The 24,512-nt window shown below is 66.4% G+C and carries 24 protein-coding genes and 1 pseudogene; 16 read left to right on the plus strand and 9 right to left on the minus strand.

Features of this window, described 5'->3' with window-relative positions; genetic code table 11:
- Positions 1 to 115: 115 nt before the first annotated feature.
- The 5 genes and pseudogenes from LGN17_RS21460 to LGN17_RS21480 all read left to right on the plus strand — a co-directional run bounded on the left by LGN17_RS21460 (position 116) and on the right by LGN17_RS21480 (position 1,935).
- Positions 116 to 465 (plus strand): annotated as a pseudogene (locus LGN17_RS21460) (type II toxin-antitoxin system RelE/ParE family toxin).
- Entirely contained in the window at positions 458 to 778 is a 321-nt protein-coding gene (locus LGN17_RS21465) for a helix-turn-helix domain-containing protein (RefSeq protein WP_175951344.1), read from the plus strand. Before LGN17_RS21460 ends, LGN17_RS21465 begins: the two are co-directional and overlap by 8 nt.
- A 67-nt stretch (positions 779 to 845) precedes the next feature.
- A complete protein-coding gene (locus LGN17_RS21470) occupies positions 846 to 1,313 on the plus strand; it encodes a hypothetical protein (RefSeq protein WP_226198570.1) in 468 nt (155 codons plus the stop codon).
- Positions 1,313 to 1,531, plus strand: a complete 219-nt coding sequence (locus tag LGN17_RS21475; protein WP_021162109.1) for a hypothetical protein — start codon at positions 1,313 to 1,315, stop codon at positions 1,529 to 1,531. Before LGN17_RS21470 ends, LGN17_RS21475 begins: the two co-directional genes overlap by 1 nt.
- Before the next feature lie 203 nt (positions 1,532 to 1,734).
- On the plus strand, positions 1,735 to 1,935 hold the full coding sequence (locus LGN17_RS21480) for a heavy-metal-associated domain-containing protein (protein ID WP_113194742.1): 201 nt from the start codon (positions 1,735 to 1,737) through the stop codon (positions 1,933 to 1,935).
- 64 nt (positions 1,936 to 1,999) lie between these two features.
- On the opposite strand, the gene LGN17_RS21485 is transcribed toward LGN17_RS21480, so the two are convergent.
- Both LGN17_RS21485 and LGN17_RS21490 read right to left on the minus strand, forming a co-directional pair.
- Positions 2,000 to 3,490, minus strand: coding sequence for an aldehyde dehydrogenase (locus LGN17_RS21485; RefSeq protein ID WP_226198571.1), 1,491 nt, complete (start codon positions 3,488 to 3,490; stop codon positions 2,000 to 2,002).
- Between the two features lie 97 nt (positions 3,491 to 3,587).
- Positions 3,588 to 4,139, minus strand: coding sequence for a cupin domain-containing protein (locus LGN17_RS21490; protein WP_226198572.1), 552 nt, complete (start codon positions 4,137 to 4,139; stop codon positions 3,588 to 3,590).
- A 455-nt stretch (positions 4,140 to 4,594) separates the two neighbouring features.
- Here LGN17_RS21490 and LGN17_RS21495 point away from each other — a divergent pair, with 455 nt between their 5' ends.
- The 11 genes from LGN17_RS21495 to LGN17_RS21545 all read left to right on the plus strand — a co-directional run bounded on the left by LGN17_RS21495 (position 4,595) and on the right by LGN17_RS21545 (position 17,491).
- The gene (locus LGN17_RS21495) at positions 4,595 to 4,780 is read left to right on the plus strand and encodes a hypothetical protein (protein ID WP_043184603.1); all 186 of its coding nucleotides are present in this window, start codon (positions 4,595 to 4,597) and stop codon (positions 4,778 to 4,780) included.
- Between the two features lie 283 nt (positions 4,781 to 5,063).
- Positions 5,064 to 5,852 carry a gamma-glutamyl-gamma-aminobutyrate hydrolase family protein gene (locus LGN17_RS21500; protein WP_226198573.1) on the plus strand — a complete coding sequence of 263 codons (789 nt, stop codon included), beginning with the start codon at positions 5,064 to 5,066 and terminating at the stop codon, positions 5,850 to 5,852.
- A 29-nt stretch (positions 5,853 to 5,881) separates the two neighbouring features.
- Complete coding sequence (locus LGN17_RS21505) at positions 5,882 to 7,219, plus strand: glutamine synthetase family protein (protein WP_175951338.1); 1,338 nt, start codon at positions 5,882 to 5,884, stop codon at positions 7,217 to 7,219.
- 37 nt (positions 7,220 to 7,256) lie between these two features.
- On the plus strand, positions 7,257 to 8,699 hold the full coding sequence (locus LGN17_RS21510; RefSeq protein ID WP_226198574.1) for an aspartate aminotransferase family protein: 1,443 nt from the start codon (positions 7,257 to 7,259) through the stop codon (positions 8,697 to 8,699).
- Positions 8,700 to 8,760: 61 nt separating this feature from the next.
- Positions 8,761 to 9,876 carry a polyamine ABC transporter substrate-binding protein gene (locus tag LGN17_RS21515; RefSeq protein WP_226198575.1) on the plus strand — a complete coding sequence of 372 codons (1,116 nt, stop codon included), beginning with the start codon at positions 8,761 to 8,763 and terminating at the stop codon, positions 9,874 to 9,876.
- Positions 9,877 to 10,063: 187 nt separating this feature from the next.
- The gene (locus LGN17_RS21520) at positions 10,064 to 11,218 is read left to right on the plus strand and encodes an ABC transporter ATP-binding protein (RefSeq protein WP_226198576.1); all 1,155 of its coding nucleotides are present in this window, start codon (positions 10,064 to 10,066) and stop codon (positions 11,216 to 11,218) included.
- Positions 11,219 to 11,228: 10 nt separating this feature from the next.
- A complete protein-coding gene (locus LGN17_RS21525; RefSeq protein ID WP_226198577.1) occupies positions 11,229 to 12,215 on the plus strand; it encodes an ABC transporter permease subunit in 987 nt (328 codons plus the stop codon).
- Positions 12,212 to 13,051 (plus strand): ABC transporter permease subunit, encoded by an 840-nt coding sequence (locus LGN17_RS21530; RefSeq protein ID WP_226198578.1) that lies wholly within the window; start codon positions 12,212 to 12,214, stop codon positions 13,049 to 13,051. Before LGN17_RS21525 ends, LGN17_RS21530 begins: the two co-directional genes overlap by 4 nt.
- Before the next feature lie 113 nt (positions 13,052 to 13,164).
- A complete protein-coding gene (locus LGN17_RS21535; protein ID WP_226198579.1) occupies positions 13,165 to 14,748 on the plus strand; it encodes a DUF3138 family protein in 1,584 nt (527 codons plus the stop codon).
- A 111-nt stretch (positions 14,749 to 14,859) separates the two neighbouring features.
- Positions 14,860 to 16,164 (plus strand): NAD(P)/FAD-dependent oxidoreductase, encoded by a 1,305-nt coding sequence (locus tag LGN17_RS21540; RefSeq protein ID WP_226198580.1) that lies wholly within the window; start codon positions 14,860 to 14,862, stop codon positions 16,162 to 16,164.
- Between the two features lie 25 nt (positions 16,165 to 16,189).
- Positions 16,190 to 17,491 carry an NAD(P)/FAD-dependent oxidoreductase gene (locus tag LGN17_RS21545; protein WP_226198581.1) on the plus strand — a complete coding sequence of 434 codons (1,302 nt, stop codon included), beginning with the start codon at positions 16,190 to 16,192 and terminating at the stop codon, positions 17,489 to 17,491.
- A 96-nt stretch (positions 17,492 to 17,587) separates the two neighbouring features.
- Here LGN17_RS21545 and LGN17_RS21550 read toward each other — a convergent pair whose 3' ends face one another.
- The 7 genes from LGN17_RS21550 to LGN17_RS21580 form a co-directional block, all read right to left on the minus strand.
- Entirely contained in the window at positions 17,588 to 18,250 is a 663-nt protein-coding gene (locus LGN17_RS21550) for a DUF799 domain-containing protein (RefSeq protein ID WP_175970987.1), read from the minus strand.
- Between the two features lie 10 nt (positions 18,251 to 18,260).
- On the minus strand, positions 18,261 to 18,704 hold the full coding sequence (locus LGN17_RS21555; RefSeq protein WP_226198582.1) for a DUF4810 domain-containing protein: 444 nt from the start codon (positions 18,702 to 18,704) through the stop codon (positions 18,261 to 18,263).
- A 67-nt stretch (positions 18,705 to 18,771) separates the two neighbouring features.
- Positions 18,772 to 19,449 (minus strand): CsgG/HfaB family protein, encoded by a 678-nt coding sequence (locus LGN17_RS21560; RefSeq protein ID WP_175951328.1) that lies wholly within the window; start codon positions 19,447 to 19,449, stop codon positions 18,772 to 18,774.
- Between the two features lie 666 nt (positions 19,450 to 20,115).
- The gene (gene gor, locus LGN17_RS21565) at positions 20,116 to 21,474 is read right to left on the minus strand and encodes a glutathione-disulfide reductase (RefSeq protein WP_226198583.1); all 1,359 of its coding nucleotides are present in this window, start codon (positions 21,472 to 21,474) and stop codon (positions 20,116 to 20,118) included.
- 242 nt (positions 21,475 to 21,716) lie between these two features.
- Positions 21,717 to 21,941 carry a hypothetical protein gene (locus LGN17_RS21570; RefSeq protein ID WP_175951326.1) on the minus strand — a complete coding sequence of 75 codons (225 nt, stop codon included), beginning with the start codon at positions 21,939 to 21,941 and terminating at the stop codon, positions 21,717 to 21,719.
- Between the two features lie 375 nt (positions 21,942 to 22,316).
- A complete protein-coding gene (locus tag LGN17_RS21575) occupies positions 22,317 to 23,438 on the minus strand; it encodes a porin (RefSeq protein WP_107314348.1) in 1,122 nt (373 codons plus the stop codon).
- A 329-nt stretch (positions 23,439 to 23,767) separates the two neighbouring features.
- Positions 23,768 to 24,466, minus strand: coding sequence for a YoaK family protein (locus LGN17_RS21580; protein ID WP_226198584.1), 699 nt, complete (start codon positions 24,464 to 24,466; stop codon positions 23,768 to 23,770).
- Positions 24,467 to 24,512: the final 46 nt, after the last annotated feature.

A 24,512-nucleotide genomic window follows, 5' to 3' on the forward strand; every position in this document is an offset into this window, starting at 1 on the left:
ATGGTCCTTGCCGGGCCGTCCCGACCGCGTATCGGCGGGCAGCGGGCCATTCGGCCAGGTCGAAATATGTACCACGTAGTGGTATATAATCCTGTGCTAACTCGACCGGTCCGACATGCCTGCCTCCGTACGACGCGTCTTCAAGACGAAGTGGTTTCACAAGGCAGCCAGAAAAGCAGGAATCGCCGATGCCGAACTCTGCCGCGCCGCGCGGGAACTGGCGCGCGGCCAGGCAACGTCTGGAAAAAGCGCCTGGACGGGAATCGGCAGCGCGGGATCGTGCTGAGCAAGGTCGGGCAGGCGTGGGTTTTCGTGTTCCTGTTCGCAAAACGCGACAGGGACGACATCGACGAACGCGAACTGCGCGCCTTCAGAAAGCTCGCCGCGGATGTCGGGCGCCGCACCGACGCCGATATCGCGACGCTGATCGCACTGAAAGAGCTGGTGGAGATTTGCAATGGCTAAGAGTCGATTCAAGAGCGACGCAACGGAGGCGATCCACAGCGCCGCGTCGGGCCTCTATCGCGCAAACCTGATCGACAAGAAAACGATGCGCGAATACGACAATCTCTGCATCGAAGCCGCCCCGCAGTTCGATCCGCAAGCGATCGCCCGCATCCGCAAATCCGTCAACGTCAGCCAGAGCGTGTTCGCGCTCTACCTGAACACGACGACGTCGACGATCCGCCAATGGGAACAGGGCGACAAGCGGCCGAGCGGCATCGCGGCCCGGATGCTCCAGATCGTCGAGAAGCATGGGCTCGAGGTGTTCTCCTGAGCCGCTGCCCCGAATGCGCATGCACGGCCGGCCGAACGCGGGTCGCAAGGAATATGACGGAGAGACAATGGTAAGACTGATTGGATGCGGTGTGCTGGCGCTGACGTTCGCGTCGACGGGCTGGGCCGCCGAGCATTACGTCGAGGTCTGGAACCCGCCCGAGGCGCGGCAGCCGGCGGCCCACGCGCCGGAAGCCCGTACCCCGGCCGCGCACACGGGCGCCGACGCGCGCGCCGTCAAGAGCGCGGAGAAGCACGCGAATGCCACGCCCAAAGCCGCGGTGAAGCCGCACAAGCGCCGCGTCGCGCAGGCCGTGAAAACCGGTTCGCATCGTTCGCCCGCGACCGCCGCCGAGAGGCCGGCCGCTCCGCGCCCCGTCGCGCAGCCCGCGCCGGGACGCCTGACGGTGATGCAGCCGGCTGCGCCCGATGCGCAGCACGCCCTGAATGACTCCAACATCCCGCGGCAATACACGCCGGACGGCAACGTGCTGCAGGTCGGCACGCACGGCCGCTCCGCGGAGGTGACTCGATAATGGAAGCGCAAACCTACCACGGCTACCAGATCTGGGGCCACGCGATCCTGCAGCAGGACGAAATCCTGCAGCCCGAGCGCTTCGCGGCAAGCGGCACGATCACGCAGAACAACAAGCTGGTCGAGGCATCCGGCGTACTCGGCGTGTTCGACACCGAGGACGACGCACGTGAAGCGGGGCTCGAATGGGCTCGCGCCTGGATCGACAGCCACCGCTGACCGCCCTCGGCCGCCCGGCCCGCCTGCCGCCCCTTCTCACCCGTTCGCACGGCGGCATGCGGCCCGCCCGCTGCCTGCCCGGCACCGCGCCGCCCGATCGCTCATCCCGCAACCGCACGAGCACACATGACGGCGCTTGACCTTCCCACCGTGGCAAGCTTCATGCTGTCGATGCTTGTCAATCGTCAACCCAGGAGAACACGATGGAATTCGAAGTCCAGGACATGACCTGCGGCGGCTGCGCCAACGCCATCACGCGCGCGGTGACGGCCGCCGATCCCGCCGCGAAGCTCGACATCGACGTCGCGGCGAAGATCGTCAAGGTCGAATCGGCACAAGGCGCGCAGCGCGTGCAGTCGATCATCGAAGCCGCCGGCTTCCACCCCGCGCTGCGCGCCGCATAACGCACACGCACCGCGACCCGCGGGCACACCGCCGTACGGCGCTGCGCCCGCGGCCGATTTCGCGTCAGCGCAGCCTGATCAGCGTCGACTTCAGCTCGGTGTACTTCTCGAGCGCGTGCAGCGACTTGTCGCGGCCGTTGCCCGACTGCTTGTAGCCGCCGAACGGGAAGTTCATGTCGCCGCCCTCGTCGTAGCAGTTCACCCAGACGGTGCCCGCACGCAGCCGGCGCGACACGTCGTGCGCGGTCGTCAGGTTCGATGTCCACACGGCCGCGGCCAACCCGTATTCGGTGTCGTTCGCGATCCGCACGGCCTCGTCGACGTCGTCGAACACGATCACCGACAGCACGGGCCCGAAGATCTCCTCACGCGCGATCCTCGCATCGGGCTTCACCTCGAACACCGTCGGCTCCACGTAGAAGCCGCCCGTTTCCTCCTTCACGCGCGCCCCGCCCGTGACGAGCCTGCCTTCGCCGCGCCCGGCCTCGATATAGCCGAGCACGCGCTCGAGCTGGATGCCGTCGACGATCGCGCCCATCGACACCGACGGATCGAGCGGGTTGCCGGGCACGTATGCGCGCGCGGCCGCGACGAGTTTCTCGATGAACGCGTCCTTGATGTCGCCATGCACGAGCAGCCGCGAACCCGCCGTGCACATCTCGCCCATGTTGTAGAAGATCGCGCCGGCGGCGGCCTGCGCCGCGCGGTCGAGATCGGGACAATCGGGCAGCACGATGTTCGGCGACTTGCCGCCGAGTTCGAGCCACGCGCGCTTCAGGTTCGACTGCGCGGCGTATTGCATGATCAGCTTGCCGACCGCCGTCGAGCCCGTGAACGCGATGCAGTCGACGTCGCGATGCAGCGCGAGCAGCTTGCCCGGCTCGCCCGCGCCCGGCACGACGTTGAACACGCCGGCCGGAATGCCGGCCTCGTGCGCGAGCTGCGCGACACGGATCGCGGTCAACGGCGATTTCTCCGACGGCTTCAGCACCACGCTGTTGCCGGCCGCGAGCGCCGGCCCGAATTTCCACGCGGCCATCAGGATCGGGAAGTTCCACGGCACGACCGCCGCCACCACGCCGACCGGCTCGCGCGTGACGAGACCGACAAGATGATGATCGGCCGGCGCGACCTCGCCGCCGACCTTGTCGATCGCTTCCGCGAACCATTCGACGCAGTACGCGGCGCCCGGCACGTCGACCGTCGTCGTGTCGCCGATCGGCTTGCCGGCGTCGAGCGTCTCGAGCAGCGACAGCTCGTCGAGATGCTCGCGCATCAGCGCGGCCCAGCGCAGCAGCACGGCCTTGCGCGCACGCGGGTTCAGCCCCGCCCACACGCCCGCGTCGAACGCGCGGCGCGCGGCGGCGACGGCCGCGTTCACGTCGGCTTCGCCGCAATCGGCGACCTTCGCGAGCACGCGGCCGTCGATCGGGCTCACGCAGTCGAACGTCTTGCCGCCGTGCGCATCGCGCGATGCGCCGTCGATGAATGCGCGCCCTTCGATCTTGAGCGACGCCGCCTTGTCCTGCCAGTCAGCCAAAGTCAACTTGTTCATCAGGATGCCTCAGTTTTTTGGCATTCGCGATGCGGCACGCCGCTGCGCATGACGCGCAGCCGGCCGGCAGCGAATGCAGTGACGCGCGGTGCGAAGGTCAGAAGGTCGCCGGCGAATTGGCCGAGACGACCTCGCAGATCTGTTCCGCGCTGGGATTGCGAAAACGGTGCGGCAAACGGCTTTCGAAGTAGTAGCCGTCTCCGGGGTCGAGCAGCCATGTCGCGCCGTCGACGGTCAGCTCGAGCCGGCCCGACACGACGACCCCGCCCTCGTGCCCTGCGTGCACGAGCATCTCGGGCCCTGTGTCGGCCTGCGGCTGGTAGACCTCGCGCAGGATGCACATATTGCGGTCCTTCATGCTCGCGCCGACCAGGTGAAACGCGAGCGTGTCGTTGCCGAGGTTCGGCATCTCGTCGCGACGCGACACGACCGAACGCGATTCGACGAGCTCGAACGTGAAGAACTCCGCGAGACTCATCGGGATGCATTCGAGCAGCTTCTTCAGCGAGCCGACCGACGGGCTCACGCGGCCCTGTTCGATCAGCGAGATCGTGCCGTTGGTCACGCCGGCCCGCTTCGCGAGTTCGCGCTGCGACAGGCCTTGCTTGTTGCGCACGAAACGCAGGCGCTCGGCGACTTCGGTGGACATCGATTCGGTTTCGGACACGGTAAGTGCGATGGCAAAGTGAAACGACGCGGTGGACAGCCGTTGAATATTCTAATCACTTTATGCCGAGCATTAGCGGGGAAAACCCTGAAAGGCGTTCGAAATAATGAACACCTCGCACATTATTCCGTTTGCGAATCTTTTGTTCGCACTGCTCGGGAAAGCCCTGATGCAGCACCGTTAAAAAACATTTGACGCCGTTTTTGGCTCGTATATGCTGGCTCTCAGGTTAGCGTCATCACGCTTTCATGGGCAGCAAAAAACGTTATTGCAACGCAAAAATTGATGCCCATCAATGTAAATAACGTGTAACCGGCACCTCGATTATTTTAAACGCCCAGCGCGTCGAAACGGTCAGGTGTTCAATACTTTCAACAACCCAGTCGAGTGTAATCGTGAGAGTCCGTGGCCCTCTGGTGAGGTGGGATCGAGGCGATGTGCGAAGTTTGCGCAGCGCGGCGTCCGCTTCCGACGACGGCAGTTGCGGCTGGCATAGTCCTCGCCTGCTTCACCTGTCGATCTACACCATCCTGTCCCGTCGTTCCGTTCGGCGTCACAACGCCGTTTCCGCACGCGCATTCGTCGCCGTCGATACGGACGAAGTGGCGTCGCTGTTGCCGTAGCGCCTCTCCCTTCTTTACGTCGTTCGTTTCGTCTGCTGATTCGTCAACCGCATCGTCCGTGCGGTGACGGAACGCGTTCGCGCATTCGTTGCCGCGTCGCGTCTCGCAATGAAACGAACGACGGCCTGATCGTCGCGCGCAGCGCGGATCGCCACGCCATCCCGTTGCGCCCATTCACCAGCGGCCCTGCGTCTCACGCAAGGCTGCGGGGCTGTTGCACGCCGGCGTTTCGCCCCATCCGGCAAGCAAGACGCAACAACCCTCCGGATAACTGATTGACGTCATGGATAGAAGGAAACCCCTCGTCGGCCTCACCGCCGACCACACGCAAATCGGCGCACACGCATCGCACACGGTCGGCGACAAGTATGTCGCCGCGATCGTCGACGGCGCGCAGGCGTTCGCCATGGTGCTGCCCGCGCTCGGCGAGCGCCAGTCGGTCGACGACGTACTCGACGCGGTCGACGGCCTGCTGTTTACCGGCAGCTACTCGAACGTCGAGCCACACCTGTACGGCGGCGAACCGAGCGCACCGGGCACGAAGCACGACCCGGCCCGCGACGCGACCACGCTGCCGCTGCTGCGCGCGGCGATCGCCGCGGGCGTGCCCGTGCTGGCCGTCTGCCGCGGCTTCCAGGAACTGAACGTCGCCTGCGGCGGCACGCTGCACCAGCGCGTGCATGAAGTGCCGGGCCTCGCCGATCACCGCGAGGACGACGATGCGCCGATGGACACGCAATACGGCCCCGCGCACGTCGTGCGCCTGACGCCCGGCGGCAAGCTGCACGCGCTCGCCGGCGGCCGCGACGACGTGCAGGTGAACTCGCTGCACAAGCAGGGCATCGCCCAGCTCGGCGCCGGCCTCGCCGTCGAGGCCGTCGCGCCGGACGGGCTGATCGAAGCCGTGAGCGTCGTCGATGCACCGGCTTTCGCCCTCGCCGTGCAGTGGCATCCGGAATGGCGCCATGCGCAGGACCCGCTGTCGAGCGCGATCTTCCGCGCCTTCGGCGATGCCTGCCGCGCCCGCCGCGCTGCCCGCACGCGTGCCATGGCCGCCGCCGCGCTCGCCTGAGCGCGCCGACCAAACCAACGAGAACAGACATGCAAGACATCGAAAGTTTTCTGAAGCAACACCGGATCACCGAAGTCGAGGCGATCATTCCCGACATGGCCGGCATCGCGCGCGGCAAGATCACGCCGCGCAACAAGTTCACGTCCGGCGAATCGATGCGGCTGCCGCAGGCCGTGATGGTGCAGACCGTCACCGGCGAATATCCGGAAGACGGCTCGCTGACCGGCGTGACCGACCCCGACATGGTGTGCGTGCCCGACGAGTCGACGATCCGCCTGATCCCGTGGGCCGTCGACCCGACCGCTCAGGTGATCCACGACTGCGTGCACTTCGACGGCTCGCCGGTCGAGATCTCGCCGCGCTACGTGCTGCGCCGCGTGCTCGAGCTGTACAAGGCGAAGGGCTGGAAGCCCGTCGTCGCACCGGAGCTCGAGTTTTACCTGGTCGACATGAACAAGGACCCCGACCTGCCGCTGCGCCCGCCGGTCGGCCGCACGGGCCGCCCCGAAACGGGCCGCCAGTCGTATTCGATCGAGGCCGTCAACGAGTTCGATCCGCTGTTCGAGGACATCTACGAGTACTGCGAAGCACAGAACCTCGACATCGACACGCTGATCCACGAGGTCGGCGCCGCGCAGATGGAGATCAACTTCATGCACGGCGACGCGCTGTCGCTGGCCGACCAGGTGTTCCTGTTCAAGCGCACCGTGCGCGAGGCCGCGCTGCGTCACAACATGTACGCGACGTTCATGGCCAAGCCGATGGAAGACGAGCCGGGTTCGGCGATGCACGTGCACCAGAGCATCGTCGACGAGGAAACGGGCCAGAACCTGTTCACGTCGCCGGAAACCGGCGGCGCGACGTCGATGTTCTACAACTACCTCGCGGGGCTGCAGAAGTACACGCCGGCACTGATGCCGATCTTCGCGCCGTACATCAACTCGTATCGCCGCCTGTCGCGCTTCATGGCCGCGCCGATCAACGTGCAGTGGGGCTACGACAACCGTACGGTCGGCTTCCGCATCCCGCACTCGGGCCCGTCCGCGCGCCGGATCGAGAACCGCATTCCGGGCGTCGACTGCAACCCGTACCTCGCGCTCGCCGCGACGCTCGCGGCCGGCTATCTCGGCATGACGCAGCGCCTGGAGCCGACCGAGCCGCTCGTCAGCGACGGCTACGAACTGCCGTACCAGTTGCCGCGCAACCTCGAGGAAGGGCTGACGCTGATGGCCGCCTGCGAGCCGCTCGGCGAGATCCTCGGCCACAAGTTCCTGAAGGCGTATTTCGCGCTGAAGGAAACCGAATACGAAGCGTTCTTCCGCGTGATCAGCTCGTGGGAACGCCGCCATCTGCTGCTGCACGTCTGAGCGTGCACACAACCGAATACGGAATCACGGAGGAAACATGACTTACCGCAACGACTCTGCCTGGATCCAGCCGGCCGCGCCGAGCGCCACGGCCGCAGCGCCCCGCGCGACGCAGGCGCGTACGACCGCCGAATACCGCGCGCTCGATGCCGCGCACCACATTCACCCGTTCTCCGACATGGGCGCGCTGAACCGCGCGGGCAGCCGCGTGATCGTGAAGGCCGATGGCGTCTACCTGTGGGACTCAGACGGCAACAAGATCATCGACGGGATGGCCGGCCTCTGGTGCGTGAACGTCGGCTACGGCCGCAAGGAACTCGCCGATGCCGCGTATCGCCAGTTGCAGGAACTGCCGTTCTACAACACGTTCTTCAAGACGACGCACCCGCCGGTGATCGAGCTTTCCGCGATGCTCGCGGAAGTCACGCCCGCCGGCTTCAACCACTTCTTCTATTGCAACAGCGGCTCGGAAGGCAACGATACCGTGCTGCGCCTCGTGCATCAGTACTGGCGCGTGCAGGGCCAGCCGCAGAAGAAATATGTGATCTCGCGCAAGAACGGCTATCACGGCTCGACGATCGCCGGCGGCACGCTCGGCGGGATGGGCTACATGCACGAGCAGATGCCGTCGAAGGTCGAGCACATCGTGCATATCGACCAGCCGTATTTCTTCGGCGAGGCAGCGGCCGGTGAAACGCCGGAAGCGTTCGGCCTGGCCCGCGCGCAGCAGCTCGAAGCGAAGATCCTCGAACTCGGCGCGGAGAACGTCGCCGCGTTCATCGGCGAGCCGTTCCAGGGCGCGGGCGGCGTGATCTTCCCGCCATCGACGTACTGGCCGGAAATCCAGCGGATCTGCCGCAAGTACGACATCTTGCTGGTGGCCGACGAAGTGATCGGCGGCTTCGGCCGCACCGGCGAATGGTTCGCACACCAGCATTTCGGCTTCGAGCCCGATCTGATCACGATGGCGAAGGGCCTCACGTCGGGCTACGTGCCGATGGGCGCCGTCGGCATTCACGAGCGCGTGGCGCGACCGATCATCGACAACGGCGAATTCAACCACGGCCTCACGTACTCGGGCCACCCGGTGGCAGCGGCCGTCGCGGTCGCGAACCTGAAGCTGCTGCGCGACGAAGGGATCGTCGAGCGCGTGAAGAACGACACGGGCCCGTACTTCCAGGCGCTGATGCGCGAAACCTTCGCGCGTCACCCGATCGTCGGCGAAGTGCACGGCCACGGCCTCGTCGCGAGCCTGCAACTCGCCGAGGCGCCGGCCGAACGCCGCCGCTTCGCGAACGGCGGCGACGTCGGCACGATCTGCCGCGACTTCTGCTTCAACGGCAACCTGATCATGCGTGCGACCGGCGACCGGATGCTGCTGTCGCCGCCGCTCGTGATCTCGCGTCCGGAAATTGATGAACTCGTATCGAAGGCGAAAAAAGCAGTCGATGCAACCGCCCAGCAATTGGGTATTTCGTAACGGTTTTGCCTACAGGCGTGCGGCGGGCGCCGCACGTCGCCATAACCAGGGGAACTCCACCATGCGTGCCTGCTTTCTTCGCCAAGCCTGCTCCGTTGCCGCCCTTGCCGCCGCGGCAGCATTCACGTCGGTCGCCAGCCCGTCGGCGCATGCCGAAGAGCTGAATGTCTACAACTGGTCCGACTACATCGCACCGGACACGATCCCGAACTTCCAGAAGCAGACGGGCATCCACGTCAAGTACGACAACTACGACAGCGACGACACGCTTCAGGCGAAGCTGCTTGCCGGCAGTTCGGGCTACGACATCGTCGTGCCGACGTCGAACTACATGGCCAAGCAGATCCAGGCCGGCGTGTACCAGAAGCTCGACAAGTCGAAGCTGCCGAACCTCGCGAACCTCGACCCGCTGCTGATGAAGATGATCTCGGATGCCGATCCGGGCAACCAGTACGGCGTGCCCTGGGCCTACGGCACGGACGGCATCGGCTACAACGCGCAGGCGGTGAAGAAGGCGCTCGGCGACAAGGCGCCGGTCGACAGCTGGGCGCTGGTATTCGACCCGGCGAACATGGAGAAGCTGAAGGGCTGCGGCGTGTCGTTCCTCGACCAGGCCGTCGACGTGTTCGCCGCCACGCTGCAGTACATGGGCAAGGATCCGAACAGCAAGAACCCCGGCGACTACCAGGCTGCATTCGAAGTCCTGAAGAAAGTCCGCCCGTACATCACCCAGTTCAACTCGTCCGGCTACATCAACGACCTCGCGAACAACGACGTGTGCGTCGCGCTCGGCTGGTCGGGCGACGTCGGCATCGCGCATCGCCGCTCGGCCGAAGCGAAGCGTTCGTACGACATCAAGTTCTCGAACCCGAAGGAAGGCGGCCTGCTGTGGTTCGACGTGATGGTGATCCCGAAGGATGCACCGCACCCCGAGGCCGCGCTGAAGTGGATCAACTACATTTCCGATCCGAAGGTCAACGCGGCGATCACCAACACGGTGTTCTACCCGACCGCGAACAAGGCCGCGCACCAGTTCGTCACGCCGTCCGTCGCGCAGGACCCGACCGTCTACCCGCCCGAAGACGTGCTGAAGAAGATGGTGCTGATGAAGCCGATGCCGGCCGACATCCTGCGCCTCCAGAACCGCCTGTGGGCGCAATTGAAGACCGGCCACTGATCGCCCTGCATTCCGGCGGCGCAGGCATCGCTCGACGCCTGCCCGCCTGAGATCCGCGGACCTCCGTCCGCCCGCGCGCGTCGCGCGCACTGTTCCATCCGGCACGAGCCGTCGTCCGTGAGTCGCATTTGCGCCTCGCGCGGGGACGCTCACGCCTGCAATCCGTGAAGAACGAATGGTGAATCCCATGCAATCGATACCCCCTTCCGCTGCTGCACGACAGACCCAACCGGCCTCCGCGGCCCGTACGCAAAACGACGCCTTCGTGCGCATCGAGAACGTCGTGAAGAAATTCGGCGACAGCACGGCCGTCGACAACGTGAACCTGACGATCGCGAAAAACGAACTGTTCGCGCTGCTCGGCAGCTCGGGCTGCGGCAAGTCGACGCTGCTGCGCATGCTCGCCGGGCTGGAAACGGCCACCTCCGGCAAGATCTTCGTCGACGGCGAGGATCTCGCCGCGCTGCCGCCGTACCGCCGCCCGGTGAACATGATGTTCCAGTCGTACGCGCTGTTCCCGCACATGACGGTCGAATCGAACGTCGCGTTCGGCCTGAAGCAGGAAGGCACGCCGAAAAACGAGATCAAGGAGCGCGTGGCCGACGCGCTCGCGCTCGTGCAGATGAGCAAGTACGCGAAGCGCAAGCCGCACCAGCTCTCCGGCGGCCAGCAGCAGCGCGTCGCGCTGGCCCGCTCGCTGGTCAAGCGCCCGAAGCTGCTGCTGCTCGACGAGCCGATGTCCGCGCTCGACAAGAAGATCCGCCAGAAGACCCAGCTCGAACTCGTGAACATCATCGAGAAGGTCGACGTGACCTGCGTGATGGTCACGCACGACCAGGAAGAGGCGATGACGATGGCGAGCCGCCTCGCGGTGATGAGCGAAGGCAAGATCGTGCAGATCGGCTCGCCCGGCGAAGTCTACGAATACCCGAACAGCCGCTTCTCGGCCGAATTCATCGGCTCGACCAACCTGTTCGAGGGGCGCGTGGTCGAGGACGAGCCCGATCACATCTTCGTCGAGAGCGACGACCTCGAGGCGCGCATGTACGTGAGCCACGGCGTGACGGGCCCGCTCGGGATGCCGGTGGGCATCTCGGTGCGCCCGGAGCGCGTGCACGTGTCGCGCGAGAAGCCGGGTTCGAAACACAACTGGGCGCGCGGCGTCGTGACCGACATCGCGTACATGGGCAGCTACTCGCTGTATCACGTGCGCCTGCCGAGCGGCAAGACGGTGGTGTCGAACCTGTCGAGCTCGCACCTGATGAACGACGGTGCGCCGGCGTGGAACGACGACGTGTTCGTGTCGTGGTCGCCGGCCAGCGGCGTCGTGCTGACGCAGTGAGGACGCCATAATGAGAACCTCCGCTTCCACGCCTTCCGCGCCGGTGTCTGCCGGCGCCGCGGGCGCCGGCGCCGGCCGCGCCCGCCCGGGCCGCTTCGCCGCGCTGTCGCGCTTGTTGCCGTCGGGTCGCAGCGTCGCGATCGGCGTGCCGTTCATGTGGCTCGCCGTATTCTTCGCGCTGCCGTTCGTGCTGGTGCTGAAGATCAGCTTCGCCGACCAGGTGATGGGCATTCCGCCGTACACGTCGCTCGTCGAGATCAAGGACGGCGTCGTGCACTTCGCGTTACAGCTGTCGCACTACGCGTTCCTGCTGCAGGACGACCTGTACATCGCGACCTACCTTAGCTCGCTGAAGATGGCCGCCGTGTCGACAGTGCTGTGCCTGCTGATCGGCTATCCGATGGCGTACTACATCGCGCGCTCGGAACCGAATCGCCGCAACGTGCTGATGATGGCCGTGATGCTGCCGTTCTGGACGTCGTTCCTGATCCGCGTGTACGCATGGATCGGCATCCTGAAGGACGACGGCCTGCTGAACCACACGCTGATCGCGCTCGGCATCATCCACACACCGCTGCGGCTGTATCACAGCGACGCGGGCGTCTACATCGGGATGGTCTATTCGTACCTGCCGTTCATGGTGATGCCGCTGTACGCACACCTGGTGAAGATGGACCTGACACTGCTCGAAGCCGCGTACGACCTCGGCGCGAAACCGTGGGTCGCGTTCACGCGCATCACGCTGCCGCTGTCGAAGAACGGGATCATCGCCGGCAGCCTGCTGGTGTTCATCCCGGCGGTGGGCGAGTACGTGATTCCGGAGCTGCTCGGCGGCGCCGACACGCTGATGATCGGCCGCGTGATGTGGGATGAATTCTTCAACAACATGGACTGGCCGATGGCGTCCGCGGTGACGGTCGCGATGGTGATGCTGCTGCTGGTGCCGATGGCGCTGTTCCAGTACTACCAGGTCAAGGAACTGGAGGACGCGAAATGATCAAGCCGAGCAAACCGCTGTCGACGGGCGTCCTCGCCTTCGGCTTCCTGTTCCTGTACATCCCGATCATCAGCCTGGTCGTGTACTCGTTCAACGAGTCGAAGCTGGTGACGGTGTGGTCGGGCTTCTCGCTGAAGTGGTACGCGGCGCTGCTGGACGACGACGAGCTGCTGAGCGCGGCGTGGCTGTCGCTGAAGATCGGCCTGCTGACCGCGACCGCGTCGGTCGTGATCGGCACGTGGGCGGGCTTCGTGCTCGCGCGCTTCGGCCGCTTCAGGGGCTTCACGCTGTACACGGGGATGATCAACGCGCCGCTGGTGATTCCGGAAGTGATCCAGGGCATCTCGCTGCTGCTGCTGTTCGTCGCGCTGGAACAGATGTTCGGCTGGCCGAAGGGCCGCGGGATGGTGACGATCTGGATCGGTCACGTGATGCTGTGCGTGTCGTACGTGGCGATCATCGTGCAGTCGCGCGTGAAGGAGATGAACAAGTCGCTGGAAGAGGCGGCGCTGGACCTGGGTGCGACGCCGCTGAAGGTGTTCTTCGTGGTGACGCTGCCGCTGATCTCGCAGGCGCTGCTGTCGGGCTGGCTGCTGTCGTTCACGCTGTCGATCGACGACCTGGTGCTGTCGGCGTTCCTGTCCGGGCCGGGCTCGACGACGCTGCCGCTGGTGGTGTTCTCTCGCGTGCGGCTGGGGCTGAACCCGGAGATGAACGCACTGGCGACGCTGTTCATCACGGCGGTGACGATCGGCGTGATCGTCGTGAACCGGATGATGATCGCGCGCGAACGGCGCCGCGTGGCGGACATGAAGGCGGCGTTCGCGGTGGCGTGACGCCCCGCCTGCTTCAAGGATAACAAGCACTGCAGACAAGCACGATGCGCTGCCCCAGGGGGGGCGCGCGATTCGATTCCGATTTGACAGGCCCACGACAAGGAGAATCCGCAATGAAGAAGAAACTGATCTGCCTGCTGGTGGCCGGCGCGTTGCCGGGCATCGCGCTGGCCGGTTCGACATCCGCCGAGATCAAGGCGCTGCAGGCGCAGGTCGCGGCGTTGCAGAAACAGATGAAGGCGATGCAGGCGCAGCTGTCGGCGAAGGGCGGCGCCGCGCCCCTCCAGGCCGGCACGAAGGCGGGGGCGGGCGCCGGTGCGGCGCCGGTCGCCGTGGCCGTCGATCCGAGCTCGCCGGACTACGGCAAGGCGCAGGCCACGCTGACCAACGACGAGGTCGGCGAGATGAAGCAGCAGATCGCGAACCAGCAGCTGAAGGTCGACTCGCTGACGGACGCGGCCAATACGGGCCCGCTCGCCGGCCTGTCGGTGACGGGCTACATCGACCCGACCTACATCTACAACCGCGCGGCCGGCACGTCGTCGTTCCTGTTCGCGAACCACGAGAACGCGTACAACTACTTCAACAGCACGTTCGGCGACCTGTACCTCGACATCAAGAAGACGTTCGGCGTCGGCCCGATGGCGCCGTCGGCGGAAATCACGCTGATGCCGAACCGCGGCAACGGCATCACGCTGCTGCAGAACTCGCGCGGCTCGATCACCGACAACCTGCTGAACACCGCGGTCGTCAACGTGCCCATCACCGCCGAAACGACGCTGGTCGCCGGCCTGATCCCGAGCTTCGGCGGCTACGAGGTGCAGCAGTCGAACCAGATGCTCACGCTCACGCACAACCTGCTGTACGACTTCTCGGATCCGGGCAGCTACGTGGGTGCCGGGGCGAACTACACGAAGGGCAACTGGGCGTGGAAGTTCTTCGTCGGCAACGAGCAGTACCGCACGTACGGGTCGGTCACGCAGACGGGCACCAATGCGCTCGGCGATCCGATCACGACCAGCAACAAGGTGCCGACCTTCACCGCGCGAGCCGACTACACGTGGTCGAGCGCGCTCGACATCGGCGGATCGTTCAACATCGGCCGCCAGACGCTCTCGAGCTCGATCGATTCGAACGGCGTCGTGCACTACGGCCCGGGCGCCAACGCACCGAGCGGCTATGGCACGTTCTTCTTCGCGGAAGCCGATGCGACCTATACGCTCGCCGACGTCCAGTACAACGCCGAACTCGACTACGGCCAGCAGCAGCATGCGGCGTACAACGGCGGGCTCGCGCAGTGGTACGGCCTGTCGCTGCTCGCGCACCGCAAGTTCAACGCGCCGGTGGTCGGCCGCATGGGCGTGACGCTGCGCTACGATGCGCTCGTGAACAGCAAGAACGGCGGCGGCGGCGGCGGCATCGCACTGAACGGCAACGGGATGGATCCGAACAATGGCTTCGGCATCGATTCGGACTGCCTCGCGACGTCGAAGGCCGGCGGTGGCCTCGGCTTCGAGTGCAAGGGCGCGATCCGTCAGGACGTTGCGCTCGACCTGCTGTTCTATCCGACCCAACAGATCACCGTGAAGGTCGAATACCGCCACGACTGGGCGAACAACAAGGTGTTCCTGCGCAACGACGGGTCGTACGGCAAGTCCAACGACCTGCTCGCGACGCAGTTCATCTATTCGTTCTGACGCAGCGCGCGCGGGACGCCGTGCCGCGCGCACGGCGTCCCGCGCCGTTTTTACCGGCCGGATGACGGTGCGCGACGCGCCGCCGCCGGCTGCAACGAGGGAGTCGGATTCATGACGCAGTCTTTCACCCGCCGCGCCGATGCGCTCGCGCGAGACTCGTACTACGAAGCGACGGCCGTGCGGCCCGTGGATGACGATCCCGGGCTCGACGCCACGATCGATGTCGACGTCTGCGTGATCGGCGCCGGCTTCGCGGGCCTGTCGACCGCGCTCGACTGCCGCGCTCGCGGGCTGTCCGTCGCGGTGATCGACGCGCACCGGCCCGGCTGGGGCGCATCGGGCCGCAATGGCGGCCAGGCGATCACCGGCTTCGCGAAGGACGAAGAGATCGAGCGGCAGCTCGGCGCCGACGGCGCGCGTGCCGCGTGGTCGCTGTCGCTCGACGGCGTCGCACTGATCGCCGAGCGGATCGCGCGCTACGGGATCGACTGCGACTTCACACGCGGCTACCTGACGGTCGCGACGAAGCCGCGCCGCGTCGACGACCTGCACGCCTGGATGGACGCCGCGACCCGGCGCTGGGGCCATCCGTCGCTGTCATGGCTCGACACCGGCGAGATCCGCGCGCGCATCGCGTCGACCCGCTATCTCGCAGGGGTCTACGATCCGCTGTCGGGCCACCTGCATCCGCTCAAGTACTGCCTCGGCCTCGCCGACGCCGCCCGGCGCGAAGGCGTCGCGCTGTATGCGCATACGCCGGCGCTCGACATCGTGCGCGGCGCGCGGCCCGTCGTGCGCACGCCGTCGGGCGAGGTGCGCTGCCGCTTCGTCGTGTCGTGCTGCAACGCGGGCCCCGGCGGTGTGCTGCCAGCCGCGACGGCCGCGCGCATCGCGCCGGTCGCGTCGACCATCATCGCGACCGAACCGCTCGGCCAGGCGCGCGCCGACGCGCTGATCGCGCGGCGCGAAGCCGTGTGCGACAACAACTTCTTCCTCGACTATTTCCGGCTGTCGGCCGACCACCGGATGCTGTTCGGCGGCCGCGCGAATTCGGCCGGTGCATCGCCCGCCACGCTCGCCGAAACGATCCGGCGGCGCATGGTCGGCGTGTTTCCGCAGCTCGACGACGTGCGCGTCGACCACGCGTGGGGCGGCTTCGTCGACGTCACACGCAATCGCGCGCCGGATTTCGGCGCACTCGACCCGAACTTCTTCTACGTCCAGGGCTTCAGCGGCCACGGCGTCGCACTCACCGGCATCGCCGGACGCGCGGTCGCCGGCGCGATCGCGGGCGACACGCGCGCGTTCGACCTGTTCGCGCGCATACGTCACCGGCGCTTCCCCGGCGGCGACGCATGGCGGCAACCCGCGCTCGAACTCGGGATGCTGTACCACCGCGTGCGCGAGCTGTTCTGAGCCCACTTTCTCCGTTCTCCTGATCATGCAGACATTCGCCAACCAGCCGCACGTCGCGTCCTACTACGCGGCGACCGCCAACGATACGACCCGCCACGCGCCGCTCGCCGGCACGATCGATGCCGACGTGTGCGTGATCGGCGCGGGCCTCACGGGCCTGTCCGCCGCGCTCAACCTCGCCGAGCGCGGCCATTCGGTGACCGTGCTCGAAGCGTCGCGGGTCGGATGGGCGGCGAGCGGCCGCAACGGCGGCCAGTTGATCGGCGGGTTTGCATGCGACATCGACACGTTCGGGCAATTCATGCCTGAAAGCGACGTGAAGCGCATCTGGGACATGGGGCTCGAAACGCTGTCGCTCGTGAAGTCGCGCATCGCACGGCACCACATCGACTGCGCGCTGGTGCCCGGCTACCTGACCGCCGCGAACACCGAACGCGATGCCGACGCGCTGAAACGCTGGCGCGACGAAGCCGCGAAGCGCTTCGGCTACGACCGCTTCCACTTCGTCGAAGCCGACGAACTCGGCGACTACGTACAGTCCGAGCGCTATTGCGGCGGCCTGTACGACCCGGACAGCGGCCACCTCCATCCGCTCAACTACACGCTCGGCCTCGCCCGCGCGGCGATCGACGCGGGCGTGCGCATTCACGAGGACAGCTGCGTGACGCGCGTGCGCGACGTCGCGGGCGGCCATGTCGTCGAGACGAGCGGCGGCAACGTGCGCGCCCGCTTCGTCGTGCTCGCCTGCAATACCTTCGTCGGCACGCTGGCGCCCGCGCTGTCGAAGAAGATCATGCCGGTCGGCACGTATGTGATCGCGACCGAGCCGCTCGGCGACGCGCGCGCCGCCGCGCTGATGCCCGCACGCGCGGCGATCTGCGACAGCCGCTTCGTGCTCGACTATTTCCGGCCGGCGCCCGACACGCGGCTCGTGTGGGGCGGCAAGGTCAGCTATTCGACGCGGGAGCCGCGCGATCTCGCAGCGGCGATGCGCGCGGACATGTTGAAGACGTTCCCGCAGCTCGCGGACGTGAAGGTCGACTACGCATGGGGCGGCTTCGTCGACATCACGATGAATCGCGCGCCGCACTTCGGCCGCATCGCGCCGACGATGTATTTCGCGCAGGGGTTCTCGGGGCACGGCGTGAACACGACCGCGCTCGCAGGCAAGCTGATCGCCGAGGCGATCGATGGACAGGCGAGCCGCTTCGACCTGTTCGACAAGATCCGCCATCGCGACTTCCCGGGCGGCGAGGCATTGCGCACGCCGGCGCTCGTGCTCGCGATGAGCTGGTACCGGCTCCTCGACGCGTTCGGCGTGCATTGAACCGTCACGCGTGCGCCGGCTTCCCGGCGCCGTATCCATGCAAAACGGCTGCGCATCGACGCAGCCGTTTTGCGTTGATGGCGCGCGCGACGCGCGTCAGTCGGTGCCGTACTTCGGCGAGTGCGGCCCGTACAGCAGGCCGGTCGGCGGCCCCGCCGTCAGCAGCCGGCCGCTCGTGAACGCCGCTACGTCGTGGCTCTGGTCCATCAGCGTGTTCGCAACCTGCTTGACCGCGGCCATCACGAGCATGCCGATCAGGCTGCCGCCGTTGTTGCCGCCCTCGTCGCTGGCCGCGCTGGCCTGGCCTTGCCACAGCACGTCGCCGGTACGCAGGTCGACGAGCTTGGTCGACGCGGACACGACCGTCGCGCTCGCGATGATCCGGTATACGGTGCCGTACTGCGAAACCTTCGTGTACAGCGCGGCATCCGCGCCGAAGATTTCGCGCAGTTTCGCGGGCGGCGTCTCCTGGATCTCGGCCGCGTTGGTCAGGCCGTTCTGCTTGAAGGTCTCGTCCATCACCGCGACCGGCACGACGTAATAGCCGGATTCGGCGAGCGGCAACGTCATCTGCGACAGCATCCCGTAGGTCGCGCCGACCTCGGACGTTTCGTTGACCGGCGGCAGCACGAGGATCGAGCGCGGCTGGCTCTTCTTGAACGCCGTGTAGTCAGGGCGTTTCACCGGCTGCGCGCACGCGCTCAGCAGCGCGACGAGCGACAGCACGGACATCAGCTTGAATGAGAGGGTCTTGAACATGGCGGGCGCGTCACTGTTTGGCGGAGGTCGGATCGGCATTCTTCTGGCCGGCGATCGTCTGGCCGGCGCCCTGCTGCGCGGCGGCCTTCGGATCCGCCGCCTTCGGCGCACCGGTTTTCTTCTTCAGCAGGAAATCCATGTAGGTCGCGGATTCCGGGAACAGCTGCTTCTCGGCCTGCAATTCCTGCTCGGCCTGCTGCTCGTTGCCGACGCTCGCGTACAGCATCCCCAGATGCGCATGGAAACCCGGCGGCGGCGTATGGCCCTTGCCGCGGATGTCCTGCAGCGCCTTTTCGAGCGCGTCGATCTGTTCCTGCGGCGACTTCTGCCCCTTGAAGTACTCGTACACCTGCGGCTGATAGCCCGTCCACTGATACAGCGGCGGCGTGGAGCTCGCGCAACCGGCGAGCAGCAATGCGGCGGCCGTCGCCGGCAGCCAGTTACCCCGTTTCATGGTCTTGTCTCGTTTGATGTCGTGGTGAATCGATCGGCCCGTGCGCCGGCCCCGGCGCACGCGGCACTCACTGCGCCGCCTTCAGCGCACCGGCGTCGACCTGGTCGACAAGGTGATTCACGGCTTCCTGGATCGCGAGGTCCAGTACCTTGCCGTTCAGCGTCGAGTCGTAGCCGGCCGTGCCGCCGAAACCGATCACTTCGCGGTTCGACAGGCTGAATTCGCCCGCGCCCTGGCTCGATGCGATGACTTCCGACGTCGTCGTGTCGACGATGTTCAGGTTGACCTTCGCGTATGCGACCTGCGTCTTGCCGCGGCCGAGAATGCCGAACAGCTGGTGATCGCCGACGTCCTTGCGGCCGAACTCGGTCACGTCGCCCGTCACTACGTAGTTCGCGCCCTTCACGGCCTGCGCCTTCTTCATGAAGCCGGCTTCCTGCTTGATCTCGTCGAGATTCTCGCGATCGAGCACGTTGAAGCGCCGGCTCTGCTGCAGGCGCGTGACGAGGATCGTCTTCGCCTGCCCGCCCAGGCGGTCGATGCCGTCCGAGAAGATGCCGCGCATGTAGCTCGAGCGGTTGTCGAACTTGCCGACGGCGATCGCGACAGGCTTGCCCGCATACGGCTTCTGCGCGCTGCTGACGGGCGGCACGTCGAGCGTGCGCGACGATTCGGTCGCGCAGCCGGACAGCGCTGCGACGACCGCTGCCGCCACGAGAACGGTGCGTCGTGTCTGAATGTTCACTGCTGGTCTCCTTGCATGGAAAGATGGCCCTGAGCGGGCGCGCCGGCTCGCGGACGATCCGGCGGTCGAAACGGCTACGGTGCGAACGGGCATGCGCGCATCGGTGCGACGCGCGCGCGCATTCATCGCCGGGTTGGCGATCGTGTCAGGTGACAGGCAGGTGCGTGCAACGGACGTGTTGCGGCACAAAGCGGATGGGCGACGCGATACGCGACTGATTCGCGTACGTGCGCCATGTCTTGATTCTGGTTACTGCGCTGTTGATCGCGCATGGCCGGCCCCGGATATGATTTTTCGCGATCATATCAAGCCTTGTTATCGAGACGAGGTGTCTTGATAATAATTGACGATTTTCTTACATTTATATGAATAACGCCTGCAACTCCGCCCTGAGACCCTGCCGGACAATGCCTTTCCGACATCGGAACGGAGCATCTTGATTACTCGCTTTTGCCACGGCGCATCGCGCGCCGGCCCGCCAATATCGACGCATATTGCCGGCGACGCTCGTCCGAATTGCGAATGCATTGAAAACAATCGTCGAGAATGATCCGGCTTTATTGCGCCAGCAAAGGGCTCGTCGGCGCATTCCCGATCCGGCAATCCCGCGCACATTCGACGCGCATCCGGCGCACGCGCGCGCAAACGCGCGCGTGCCCGCTCCTGCTAGCCGGCCACCTTCTGCCGCATCGTCACGAACTCCTCGGCCGCGGTCGGGTGAATGCCGATCGTGTCGTCGAACTGCGCCTTCGTCGCGCCCGCGCGAATCGCGATCGCGATCCCCTGGATGATCTCGCCCGCGTCGCGGCCGACCATGTGCGCGCCGACCACGCGCTGGCTGTCGCGCGCGACGACGAGCTTCATCAGCGTGCGCTCGTCGCGGCCCGACAGCGTATGACGCAGCGCCTTGAACGACGTGCGGTAGATGTCGACGTCGCCATCGTACAGGTCGCGCGCGGTCGACTCGGTGAGGCCGACCGTCGCGACCTCGGGCTGGCTGAACACCGCCGACGGCACCCATTCGTGATCGGCCGCGACGCGCGACCCGCCGAACAACGTGCGCGCGAGCAACCCGCCGTCGCGCGTCGCGACAGGCGTGAGCTGCGGCCGCGACGTGACGTCGCCGATCGCATGGATCGAAGGCACCGACGTCGCCGAATACGCATCGACGGCGATCGCGCCGCGCGCATCGAGCGCCACCCCCGCCTGTTCAAGCCCGAGCCCGTCGACGTTCGGCACGCGGCCGGTCGCATAGAGCACTGCGTCGTACGGCCCGTGCCGCGCAGCGCCGACGCGCACGCTCAGCGTGCCGTCGTCCGCGCGCTCGATCGACTCGACCACCGCGCGCGCGTGGATCGTGACGCCCTGCTTCGTCATCTCGTCGGTCAGGAACTGGCGCACGTCGTCGTCGAAGCCGCGCAGGATCTTCTCGCCGCGATAGAACAGGTCGACGTGGCTGCCGAAGCCGTTGAAGATGCCCGCGAACTCGACCGCGATATAACCGCCGCCGACCACCGCGATGCGTTTGGGCAACGCGGCAAGCGACAGCGCCTCGCGCGACGTGATCGCATGCTCGATGCCGGGCCGCGCCGGCAGCGACGGACGCGAACCGGTCGCGATCGCGATGTGGCGCGCGCGGATCGTGCGTTCGCCGATCGCGACCGTATGCGCATCGACGAGCGTCGCGCGCCCCGCGTGCATCTCGACGCCCGATTGCCGCAGCAGGTTGATGTAGATGTCGCTGAGCCGGTTGATCTCGCGATCCTTCGCGGCGATCAGCGCGGGCCAGTCGAGCGCGCCGGCGCCGAAGGTCCAGCCGAAGCCCTTCGCGTCCTCGACTTCATGCGGGTAGTGCGATGCGTAGACGAGCAGCTTCTTCGGAATGCAGCCGCGCAGCACGCAGGTGCCGCCGATCTGCTCTTGTTCCGCTATGCCGACGCGCGCGCCGTAAGACGCGGACATGCGCGCAAGCCGCACGCCGCCCGAGCCGGCGCCGATGACGAACAGGTCGTAATCGAAATCCATCGCATCCCCTCATCGCAGTTCGGATGAAGGCACGATAGCAAGATTCCGGAATTCCTGCGGCGCACGGCGCCGCCACGCGTGCCCAATAAAAAACGGCGAGAGACGTCGCCTCTCGCCGGTCAAACCGGTTGCCGGGTGTGCCATGCGTCACCGATCGACCGCATGCCCGACCTGCCGGCCGCGCGGCACCGATCCGCCCGGGCGCGCGAAGGGCGCGCCCACGGCCGGACCAGCCGCCATGCTCATGCCTGCGACGTGTCGCTGCCGTCCGTCGCCTGCGTGTCGTCTGCCTGCTGCGGCTGCTCTTCCTTCTTCTCGAGCATGCCTTCGACTGCTTCCGCACCCTTGAAGCCGGCGACGGCGGCTGCCGCCTTGGTCAGCAGGCCCGCATCCGGATCCAGCTTTTCCGCGCCTTCGACAGCCGCGACTGCGCCAGCGATTTCACCCACGGTGTTCAGGATACCCATCGTCATCCCCTTTCAAGAAAATCGTGAGACCGATCGTCCCACGAAAAAAACCGGCAGACCGTGTCTGTCATCACCGGATACACAAGTTACGCACCAGGCCGGCCACGCTCGACGAGCGCCACCGGAACGACGCACGCGCGTGCGCGACGGCACGCAGCGGGCAATGCACGCAGCGTAGCGGAAAGCCTTCGCGCGTACTGTAAAAGTATGTTCTGGAATGCCGACGGATCGCTTACGGCGCGGGGATTCCGTGATGAAGCGATTGCCGAATAGTCGTGTGCGCGTATGAAGGTCGCGTGACGAAAAAAAGAGGCGCCTGGCGGCGCCCCTTCGATGCCTGCCGGACGACTGCCGGCGCATGCGTTCCGACGTTCGTCAGAAGATATTGCGCAGGCCGATCGCGATGCCGGTCTGGTTGCTGCGGCCCGGCAGCTCGACGTTCGCCGCGCCGTTCGTCTTGTTGAAGTCGACGGTGCCGTAGACTTCCGTGCGCTTGCTGAGTGCGTACTCGGCGATGCCGACGACCGCGTAGCGGTTGCCGCTCGCGAGCGTGCCGTTCGTGGTCATCGCATTGCGCATGTGGTCGTAGTAGAACGCGCCCGTCAGCGTCAGCGGCGCGCTGACCTGCCAGCTCACGCCCGCGAACGGACCGTCATCGATCCGGCCGGTGCCCTTCGCGACCGGAATCGTCTGCTGCGCGAGCAGGCTGTCGACGAAGCCCGTATCGTCCTTCGAGCGCAGGTAGCCCGCGTAGATCTTCGCCTTGCTGAACGCATACACGACGTTCGCGTGGTAGATCGTCTGCTTGCGCGCCGAGTTGTCGCTGTTCTGCTGCGCGCCGGCCGCGATGCTGAGCGGACCCATCACGTACGACAGCGACACGCCCCACGCATTGCCCTTGCCGAGCGAACCCGGGATCTGGCCCGAGAAGCCGCCGGCGCCGGTCGATTCGTAGTTGGTGCCGGTCGAGTACATCGCCTTCGCGGTCAGCCCGTCGAACTTGCCCGTGTACTTGATCTGGTTGTCCGCATACAGGCCGCCGCCGAGTGCGACCGGCAGCCACGCGTTTTCGAGGTAGTTGCCGACCGTCAGCGGATCGTAGGTGTCCGACAGCAGGTCGAACAGCGGCGTCTTCTGGCGGCCGAGGGTCACCGTGCCGTACGGGCTCTGCAGGCCGACGTACGCTGCGCGGTTGAACAGGCGGCCGCTGTCGGCGAAGGCGCCGTTCTGCAGGTTCACGCCGCTCTCGAGGTTGAACACGGCCTTCAGGCCGCCGCCGAGGTCTTCCGTGCCGTAGATGCCGAAGCGGCTGTTCGTGATCGCGCCGTTGGTCATCGACAGCAGGCCGTCGTTCTTGGCGTTGGCGTTGGTCAGGTAGCGGATGCTGGCGTCAGCGACGCCCCAGAGCGTCACGGAACTTTGTGCGGCCGCGTACTGGCTGGCAAATGCGAGCGCGGCGCCCCCTGCGATGGCTGCGAGTCGGGTGGTCTGCTTCACGAGCTTTCCTTTTTGTAGGTGTCTCCGTTCATGGCCGGCCGCGTGCGCAGCCGGGTGGCGATCGCTCACGCTCCTGGCGCGCGCGATGTGGGCTGAATCATATGACGAGTGCAATCGCTGAAAGAAATTGAAATGCGCGGTAACGGCGGAACTGTCGCCCGCGCACAACGCCGCGCGCGCGAGGCTTGCCCGGCGGGCGTCAGGCACCGCACGGCAGCGACCGCTCGCGCGGCTTACGGCATGTCGGATCTGTAAGGATCGCGCGGCAGGCGCCGCGGATCGGACGCAGGCCCGGGGCGCACGCAACGGTGCGTCCGCGGGATACGCGGCTACGCCGCCGCCGGGCCGCCGTCGGCCGTGTGCCGGCGCCATGCGCGCCGCACGATTTCCGCGAACGCGCCAACCAGCAGCAGCACGGCGCCCCACAGCGCGCCTTCCGGCACGAGCCGCGTCACGAGGCCGCCCGCCACCGCGCCGGCCAGGAAGCAGAAGCTGATCGTCGCGAGCAGCGCCGAGTCGTGCAGCGCGCCCGCGTCGTAGCGCGGGATCAGCCCGACGAACAGCTTCTGCGCGGCGCGCCGCAGGTTGCCGGTGGTCATCACCGACGTGTACGACAGTTCCTCGAGATGGGTGAACGACAGCGTCTGCAGCGTCGCGACGAACGAAATGCCCGGAATCAGCCACGCGCTCGACGCGCCGACGAGGCCGCTCGCGGCGACGCCGAGAAAGGCGATCTCGACGAGCAGGCACGCGAACGCCGTGTGCTTCATCCAGCCGCGCTGCGCGGCGAGGCCGAGCAGGTGCGCGACGAATACCGCGATCACGAAGCCGACGAGCGGCGGCACGTGATGCAGCGCGGCGGCCCAGTCGCCGGCCGACAGGTTGATGCCGAGCAGCGCGACGTTGCCGGTCATCGTGTTCGCGAACACGTGGCCATGGCCGACATACGTGTACGCGTCGAGATAGCCGCCGGACAGCGTCAGCAACGCGGCGACAGTGAGATTGCGGCTGGCGCCGTCGAGATCCATCGAGCCTCCCGTGAAGATTCGCGCCAGTATGGCGCACGGGCGGTCA

Origin of the sequence: Burkholderia sp. AU30280 (assembly GCF_020420125.1) — a bacterium.
GTDB lineage: Bacteria > Pseudomonadota > Gammaproteobacteria > Burkholderiales > Burkholderiaceae > Burkholderia.

Coding starts and splice junctions, on each gene's coding strand:
- LGN17_RS21465 (WP_175951344.1), top strand. CDS start 458: ATGGCTAAGAGTCGATTCAAGAGCGACGCAACGGAGGCGATCCACAGC.
- LGN17_RS21505 (WP_175951338.1), top strand. CDS start 5,882: ATGCAAGACATCGAAAGTTTTCTGAAGCAACACCGGATCACCGAAGTC.
- LGN17_RS21480 (WP_113194742.1), top strand. CDS start 1,735: ATGGAATTCGAAGTCCAGGACATGACCTGCGGCGGCTGCGCCAACGCC.
- LGN17_RS21545 (WP_226198581.1), top strand. CDS start 16,190: ATGCAGACATTCGCCAACCAGCCGCACGTCGCGTCCTACTACGCGGCG.
- LGN17_RS21580 (WP_226198584.1), bottom strand. CDS start 24,466: ATGGATCTCGACGGCGCCAGCCGCAATCTCACTGTCGCCGCGTTGCTG.
- LGN17_RS21525 (WP_226198577.1), top strand. CDS start 11,229: ATGAGAACCTCCGCTTCCACGCCTTCCGCGCCGGTGTCTGCCGGCGCC.
- LGN17_RS21520 (WP_226198576.1), top strand. CDS start 10,064: ATGCAATCGATACCCCCTTCCGCTGCTGCACGACAGACCCAACCGGCC.
- LGN17_RS21540 (WP_226198580.1), top strand. CDS start 14,860: ATGACGCAGTCTTTCACCCGCCGCGCCGATGCGCTCGCGCGAGACTCG.
- LGN17_RS21570 (WP_175951326.1), bottom strand. CDS start 21,941: ATGGGTATCCTGAACACCGTGGGTGAAATCGCTGGCGCAGTCGCGGCT.
- LGN17_RS21515 (WP_226198575.1), top strand. CDS start 8,761: ATGCGTGCCTGCTTTCTTCGCCAAGCCTGCTCCGTTGCCGCCCTTGCC.
- LGN17_RS21470 (WP_226198570.1), top strand. CDS start 846: ATGGTAAGACTGATTGGATGCGGTGTGCTGGCGCTGACGTTCGCGTCG.
- LGN17_RS21500 (WP_226198573.1), top strand. CDS start 5,064: ATGGATAGAAGGAAACCCCTCGTCGGCCTCACCGCCGACCACACGCAA.
- LGN17_RS21490 (WP_226198572.1), bottom strand. CDS start 4,139: ATGTCCACCGAAGTCGCCGAGCGCCTGCGTTTCGTGCGCAACAAGCAA.
- LGN17_RS21550 (WP_175970987.1), bottom strand. CDS start 18,250: ATGTTCAAGACCCTCTCATTCAAGCTGATGTCCGTGCTGTCGCTCGTC.
- LGN17_RS21555 (WP_226198582.1), bottom strand. CDS start 18,704: ATGAAACGGGGTAACTGGCTGCCGGCGACGGCCGCCGCATTGCTGCTC.
- LGN17_RS21535 (WP_226198579.1), top strand. CDS start 13,165: ATGAAGAAGAAACTGATCTGCCTGCTGGTGGCCGGCGCGTTGCCGGGC.
- LGN17_RS21475 (WP_021162109.1), top strand. CDS start 1,313: ATGGAAGCGCAAACCTACCACGGCTACCAGATCTGGGGCCACGCGATC.
- gor (WP_226198583.1), bottom strand. CDS start 21,474: ATGGATTTCGATTACGACCTGTTCGTCATCGGCGCCGGCTCGGGCGGC.
- LGN17_RS21530 (WP_226198578.1), top strand. CDS start 12,212: ATGATCAAGCCGAGCAAACCGCTGTCGACGGGCGTCCTCGCCTTCGGC.
- LGN17_RS21485 (WP_226198571.1), bottom strand. CDS start 3,490: ATGAACAAGTTGACTTTGGCTGACTGGCAGGACAAGGCGGCGTCGCTC.
- LGN17_RS21510 (WP_226198574.1), top strand. CDS start 7,257: ATGACTTACCGCAACGACTCTGCCTGGATCCAGCCGGCCGCGCCGAGC.